Raw genomic sequence first — 6888 nt, 5'->3', positions numbered from 1 at the left:
TATAAGAGACAGGGCGGGGCTTCTGTCCTGGGGTCCGGTGGGCTGCCGGGTCGCGGTTGGGGTGTGGTTTACAGGCGATTTTTACGGCTTCGCTAATGGTTGGATGGCCTCGCAGGGGACGCAGTTCGGCTGCGCCTCGCGGGTTGCGCTGGCGACCGGCGGTATTCGCGAACACGACCGCGCACTGGTCCACGTCTGTGCATGGTGCGTTGGCGGCTGGCGGTTTTCGCGTCCACGACCGCGCACTGGTCCGAGTCACTGCGCATGCGTTTGGTCTGGCGGCTGCCGGCCGCGTTTGGTGGGTGCCTTGAGGCCTCTGGCGGGCCTCCTCGACGAGGGGGCGACCCGCGCGTCGGGCTTAATGGCGGCGGTCCGCGACTGTTCGGCTTTCTATCCGCTGTTGCCTGCGCTGCGTTGGTCGGTGGCGGTGTTGCTTGTGGTCGCCGGGTTCTGGGTCCCTCGCCGCGTCATCGCCGTAAACGGAACCAGCCCGGTCTGGCGGAATCAAGCCGCATCACACTTGCTGTGGTCCGGCTCCGTCCGGCTTGACACCGCCAAACCGGGCAGGTTGGCTGCGCCCGCTGACGCGGCGAGGGACCCAGAACCAAACCCCCACATGGTCCTTCGGACCCCCTCACGACATGGTCGGCCACGCGTGCCCCGTCGCCACCCGCAGCCGCGAAGGCACCGGTCCTCGCCAGAACTGGCAGCCTGGCCGCGCCGCCGCTCATGACTACCGCCGGCCCGCCGCCCTAATCCCGCACGCACTCCACCGGCATCTCGGCCAGAGCGCCACGGTAGTAGGCGATCTTCTCCTGCACCTTCCGGCGCAGCTCTATCAGCCGCGCCATTTCCGCCTCGACGTTCGCGTCGTGCTCCTCGAGCAGCGCTAGGCGCTCGGCGACTGTGGTGTCGCCGTCGCGTACTAGTTCGGCGAAGGTCTGCATTTGGGCGATGGGCATGCCGGTGCCGCGGAGGCAGCGGAGCATGTCCAGCCAGCCGATGTCGTCGTCGGTGTAGCGGCGGTGGCCGCCGGCGGCGCGGCGGACGGGTTCGATCAGGCCGATGCGTTCGTAGTAGCGGAGTGTGTCGAGGGTGAAGCCGGATATCTCGACCGTCTGGGCCGGGGAGTAGTTCTCGGTGGTCATAGCGCTCCATCGTAAGAGGGCTTGACCTGGAGCGCGCTCCAGATTCCAGGATGGCCGGCATGGAGTACACGACCTTCGGCGGTCCGCGCGGGCCGCAGGTGAGCACCCTCGCGCTGGGTGTGATGATGTTCGGCACGACCACCGATGAGGCGACGTCCGTCGCCATCCTCGACCGCTTCCGGGAGGCCGGGGGCACCTTCCTGGACACCGCCGACTGCTACGCCTTCTGGGTCGACGGCGCCACGGGCCACGAGAGCGAGGAGCTGCTGGGGCGCTGGCTGGCCTCGCGCGGGTGCCGCGAGGAGATGGTGATCTCGACCAAGCTCGGGGCGCAGCCGGATCCGGCGTTCGGGGCGCCCTGGCCGCGCAACGCCGAGGGCTTGTCGGCGCCGGTGGTGCGGGCGGCGGCGGAGGGCAGCCTGGCACGGCTCGGGACCGACCACGTCGAGGTACTGTTCTCCCACATCGAGGACATCTCCGTGACGCTCCCCGAGACGGTCGGCGCCTTCGCGGAGCTGATCGCGGAGGGCAAGGTGGCGGTCGCCGGGGTCTCGAACCACCCGACGTCCCGCGTGAAGCGCGCCCGGGCCGCGGCCGAGGCGCTGGGTGTCCCCGGCTACACGGCGGTCCAGCAGCGGCACGCCTACCTGCGGGCCCTGCCCGGCGCGGGCTTCTCCTCGCCGCAGGAGACCGCGGACGATGAGCTGCTGGCCATGGTCCGGGACGGCGAGGTGTCGATGATGGCGTACGCGACGCTGCTGGAGGGCGCGCTGGTCCGGCCAGACCGGCCGCTGCCCCCGCAGTATCAGAGCCCGGAGAACGCGACGCGTCTCAGGACCCTGTGGCGCATCGCCGACGAGGCCGGGGTGACGCGCACGCAGCTGGCGCTGGCGTGGCTGCTGCGCGGCGACCCGGCGATCGTGCCGGTCGTCGGGGTGAGCTCGGTGGCCCAGCTCGACGACGCGCTCGGGGCGCTGGACGTGCCGCACGACGTGGTCACGGCGCTGGCGGAGGCCGCGACCGAGGCGATTGTCGAGACGGCCGCCTAACCCCGATCGCGCGGAGGCACGGGATGCCGCGGCATCCATTGGGGCCACTGCTCGGCAGGACGCGCGGCCGGTGCCTCGGGACCGGCCGCGCCGCCGACCAAGTCATCAGCCGCCCCGCCGACAGCACCGCCAACCGCACCACCCGGCGCGACATCAAGCCCCAGCAGCTTGCGCAGCTCGACCGTCACCGGCGAAGACGTCCCCTCGAACCCCGAATAAGCATCCTGCCAAGCCGCCCGCGCCCCCGCCGGATCCCCGAGCCGCTCGCGGATCCGGCCGACCAGCGCCAACGCCAGCCCCCGCCCCGGCCGGTCGCCGACCTCGGTCAGCGTCTCGACCGCCTGCCCTGCCGCCTCCAGTGCCTCGTGATCCACGCCCTGATCCGCCAGCGCCTCGGCGAGCCGCAGGTACGACCAGCCGAGCCGACGGTGCTGCCCGATGCCGCGGTGGATGTCCAGCGCCTCGCGAAGACAGGCCGCGGCCCGATCGGGAAAGCCCGCCTCCCGCAGCACCATCCCGGTGGAGTGCAGGCCGTCGGCCAGCCCTCTGGCGTCCCCGTGGGCCCGCCGCAGCGCCAACCCCCGCTCCGCCAGCTCCCGCGCCTCCCCGGGCCGCTGCACGCGGCACAGGCTCTGCGAGAGGTTCAACTGCGCCTCCGACAGCTGCTCCCAGCCGGCGCCGGCCTGCTCCAGCAAGTGCAGCGCCTCGGCGGCGGCCCGCATGGACTCCTCGTCGCGCCCGGCACGCCAGTGGTTCGCGGACAGCACCGACAGCGCCTCCAGCAGGTACCCGGGCTCGGGCAGGTCCCGTGCCACGGCGACGGCGGCCGCGGCCTGCACGTCCGCCTCGGCCAGGTACCAGGACTGCGACAGCGAGTGTGCGAGTTCGAACCGTGCGACGGCTTCCGCGCGCCGGTTCCCCTCCCGGTCGGCCTCGTCGATGACGACGGCCGCCAGGCGCGCCAGGTCCTGGTCGCCGAGGCCGGACTGGCACAGAATCCCTTGCCAGTACAGGAGATCAGCGCAGGCGTCGACCACGTCGACGGGCTCGACGAAGCCCGCGCCCGCGCCGACAGGATCAGTCCTCTGATCAACATCCCCGACACCGGCGGCCCGCGCCGCCCGGCCGTGCCGGCTCAGCAGCGCCTGAGTGGCCGCCGCGCACGCCGCCTCCCGCTCCCGCTCCCCCCACGCCGCGCAGTCCGCCGAACCGGTCGGCGCGCCGGCGACCGCGGGCGCCGATATCAGCCCCTCCAGGTTCGCAGCACACGGATTCACCGCCTTGGCCGCGGCAGCGGAAACCCCGAGGTAATAACGGATTAAGCGATCCAGTGCTGCGCGGTGCGCATCGGGGCCGTCGACGTCCGCCCCCAACCGTCGGGCGAACATCCGCAACAGCGCGTGCAGCCGGTACCGCCCCGGGCTCGGCGACTCGACCAGGCACAGGTCGACCAGTCCCTCGGCGAGGTCCTCGGCGACCAGCTCCGAGCAGCACAGCAGCGCCGCGACCGCCTCGACGCCGATGTCCGGACCGTCCGGCACGGCCAGCAACCGGAAGGCGTGCGCCTGGTCCGGCCGCAGCTGCTCGTACCCGAGCCGGAACGTCGCCTCCACGGCCAGGTCCCCGGCCCGCAGCTCGTCCAGTCGCCGGGCCTCGTCGCACAGCCGCGCGGCCAGCGTCTCGGCGGTCCAGTGCGGCCGGGCGGCCAGGCGCGAGGCCAGGATCCGGACCGCGAGCGGCAGATGGCCGCACACCGCGACGGCCTTGCGCACCGCCGCCTCGTGGCCGACGACCCGGTCCTCCCCGGCCACCGCGCTGAACAGCGCCAGCGCCTCGTCGGGGTGGAACGCGCCGAGTTCCAGCAGGCGCGCGCCGGGGACGCCGGTCAGCCGGGACCGGCTCGTCGCCAGCACCGCGCACCCGGGGGTGCCGGGCAGCAGCGGACGGATCTGCTCGGCGTCGCGCACGTCGTCGAGCACGATCAGTACCCTGCGTCCGGCCAGCGTGCTCCGGAACAGCTCGGAACGCTCCTTCAGCGTGTCCGGCACGGTTTCCGGATCAGCTCCCAGGGCCCTGAGAAACCCGCCGAGCACGCTGCCGGGATCGGACGGCTCGTGATCCGTCCCGCGCAGCGCCGCGAACAGCTGGCCGTCGGGGAACCTGCACGCCGCCAGGTGCGCGGTGTGGACGGCGAGCGTGGACTTGCCCGCGCCGCCGATGCCGGAGAGCACCGCCAGCGGCATCGCGTCGCCCGGCTGGATCAGCTCCAGCAGCTGGCGCGACCAGTCGACGCGGCCGGTGAAGTCGGCGACGTCGGCCGGGAGCTGCGCCGGACCGGTGTGCCCGGCGCAGGCCAAGGCGGCCGCCGATTCGACCGCATGCATCGAAGCTCCGGGACGCGTCGCCTCGGCACGTGTTCCGGTCGAGTTCGCGGTGCGCTGATCGGCGGCGCCGGTACCGGCGGCAGCGACAGTACCGGCGGTACCGGCGTCGTCGGGCCTGGGCGCCGACCGCACCCGCGGCAGTCCGAACGCCCCGCCGGCCACGGCGGCCCAGTCGCGCGCCGTGCGTCCGGAGCCGTTCACGGTGTCGGTGTCCGCGGACCCCGCCGTCACCTGGCGATAGAGCGCCCGCAGATCCGGTCCGGGATCGACGCCGAGCTCCTCGGCCAGCGTGCGCCGCGTCTGGTCGTAGACGGCCAGTGCCTCGGCTTTGCGGCCGCTGCGGGACAGCGCCAGCATCTGGAGTTCGCGGAAACGTTCTCGGAGCGGGAACTCCGCCGAAAGCGCCGCGAGCTCCGCCGTGACCGCGCCGTAGCGCCCGACCTCCAGGTCCAGCGCGATCCTGACCTCCAGCGCACCGAGCCGGCGCTCCGTCCACTGCGCACGCTGCGCCACCGCGAACGGTCCCGTCAGACCGGCCAGCGGCTCGCCCTGCCACAGCTCCAGCGCCTCGTGCAGGCGGCGGGCCGCGCCGATCAGGTCGCCGTCGGCCCGGAGGCCGGCCGCGACGGTCTGGCCGGCCTCGAAGGCCAGGGCGTCCACCGCCGAGGGGTCGACGGTCAGGGCGTAGCCGCCGGCCACCGAGCTGATCGGACCCGCCGTAGCCACGGAGGCCTCGACGCCGCCGGTGCCGCCGGTGCCGCCTGTGCTGCCCGTGCCGCCGACGCCCTCGGCGCCCCCGCCGAGCGCGCGCCGCAGCCGCGAAGCGTAGGTCCGGATGGTGCTCAGCGCGCCCTTCGGGGCGTCGCCGCCCCACAGCGCGTCGATCAGCTCCTCGGCCATGGCGGCGCGGCCGGGGCGCAGCACCAGCAGGGCCAGCAGCTCGCGCTGCTGGGGCGAGCCGAGGTCCAGCTCGCCGTGCGGGCCCCAGCCGCGCACCGGGCCGAGGACGCTGAACCGCCACGCGCTGTCTGCCACCCGGGCAGGATACGCGCGCGGTCGGCGAGTATTGATCTGACACGCCGTCAGATATATGTTCACCGCACTATGGACTTCGACTTCACGCCCGAGCAGCGGGCCTTCGCCGCCGACGTCGAAACCTTCCTCGACACCGAACAGGTCCCCGGGGACACCAGCGTCTTCGACGTCACCCGCGAGAACATGGCGCAGATCGTCGACACCCCGGCGCGCCGCGCGTTCATGAAGAAGATGAGCGAGCGCGGCTGGCTGGGCATCACCTGGCCCAAGGAGTGGGGCGGTGCCGAGGGCGACGGGGTGTACGAGTACCTGCTGAACGAGGCGCTGGCCCGGCGCGGGGCCCCGCAGATCGGCAAGGGCGTGGGCATCATCGGCAAGACCATCCTGGCGCACGGCTCGCCGGCGCTGCGCCAGGAGTTCCTGCCGAAGATCCTGCGCAACGAGGTCGAGTTCGCGGTCGGCTACAGCGAACCGGACTCCGGCTCGGACGCGGCGTCGATGAAGCTGAAGGCCGAGCGCGCCACCCGCGACGGCGTCGAGGGCTGGATCCTGAACGGCCAGAAGACCTGGACCACCTCCGCGCACTTCGCCGAGTGGTACTGGGTCGGCGCCCGCACCGACCCCGACGCGCCGAAACACTTCGGCATCACCCTGTTCCTGGTCCCGCTGGACCACCCCGGCATCACCGTCCAGGGCATCTGGACGATGGGCGACGAGCGCACCAACTCGGTGTTCTTCGACGACGTCTTCGTCCCCGACGACCACCGCGTCGGCGAGCTGAACAAGGGCTTCCAGTACATCTCCGAGGCGCTGGACCTGGAACGCTTCACGATGTTCACCTACTCCCCCATCGCGGCGCGCTTCCAGCTCCTGGTCGACTGGGCCCGGACCGCCGAAGTCGACGACGAACCGGTCCGCGAGGACCCGGTCACCCGCCGCCGCATCGCCCGCCTGGCGACCGAGGCGGAGGTGGCACGCCTGCTGGGCCTGCGGGTGGTCGCCGCCTCGACGAAACCGGGCCCGCCGCCGACCACCGAGGCCAGCGAGTACAAGCTCTACGCGACAGAACTCTCGCAACGGGTCGCCGACGCCGCGATGGACCTGGCCGCACCCGGATCGCAGCTGCGCGTCGGCACCGAGGAGGCGCCGATGGCCGGCCGAGCGGAGTCGACGTACCGGTACACGGTGCTCGACACGATCGGGGGCGGGACGTCGGAGGTGCAGAAGAACATCATCGCGCGGCGGCGCCTGGGCCTGCCGAAGAACTTCTGA

Annotated in this window: 4 protein-coding genes; 2 read left to right on the top strand and 2 right to left on the bottom strand. The window is 72.7% G+C overall.

Going from position 1 to position 6888, the window contains the following annotated elements:
• Window positions 1-752: 752 nt before the first annotated feature.
• The gene (locus GWK61_RS30335; RefSeq protein ID WP_194914557.1) at window positions 753-1148 is read right to left on the bottom strand and encodes a MerR family transcriptional regulator; all 396 of its coding nucleotides are present in this window, start codon (window positions 1146-1148) and stop codon (window positions 753-755) included.
• Window positions 1149-1207: 59 nt separating this feature from the next.
• Here GWK61_RS30335 and GWK61_RS30330 point away from each other — a divergent pair, with 59 nt between their 5' ends.
• Window positions 1208-2197: an aldo/keto reductase gene (locus GWK61_RS30330; protein WP_194914555.1), complete on the top strand. Its 990-nt coding sequence runs from the start codon at window positions 1208-1210 to the stop codon at window positions 2195-2197.
• Here GWK61_RS30330 and GWK61_RS30325 read toward each other — a convergent pair.
• Window positions 2194-5616: an AfsR/SARP family transcriptional regulator gene (locus GWK61_RS30325; RefSeq protein ID WP_194914544.1), complete on the bottom strand. Its 3423-nt coding sequence runs from the start codon at window positions 5614-5616 to the stop codon at window positions 2194-2196. The genes GWK61_RS30330 and GWK61_RS30325 overlap by 4 nt on opposite strands.
• A 69-nt stretch (window positions 5617-5685) precedes the next feature.
• Here GWK61_RS30325 and GWK61_RS30320 point away from each other — a divergent pair, with 69 nt between their 5' ends.
• Window positions 5686-6888 carry an acyl-CoA dehydrogenase family protein gene (locus tag GWK61_RS30320; protein ID WP_194914534.1) on the top strand — a complete coding sequence of 401 codons (1203 nt, stop codon included), beginning with the start codon at window positions 5686-5688 and terminating at the stop codon, window positions 6886-6888.

The organism is Catenulispora rubra, assembly GCF_015356825.1.
Taxonomy (GTDB): domain Bacteria; phylum Actinomycetota; class Actinomycetes; order Streptomycetales; family Catenulisporaceae; genus Catenulispora; species Catenulispora rubra.
Note: the sequence above shows the minus strand (reverse complement) of the source record. Positions and strands in the feature narration are given on the sequence as shown.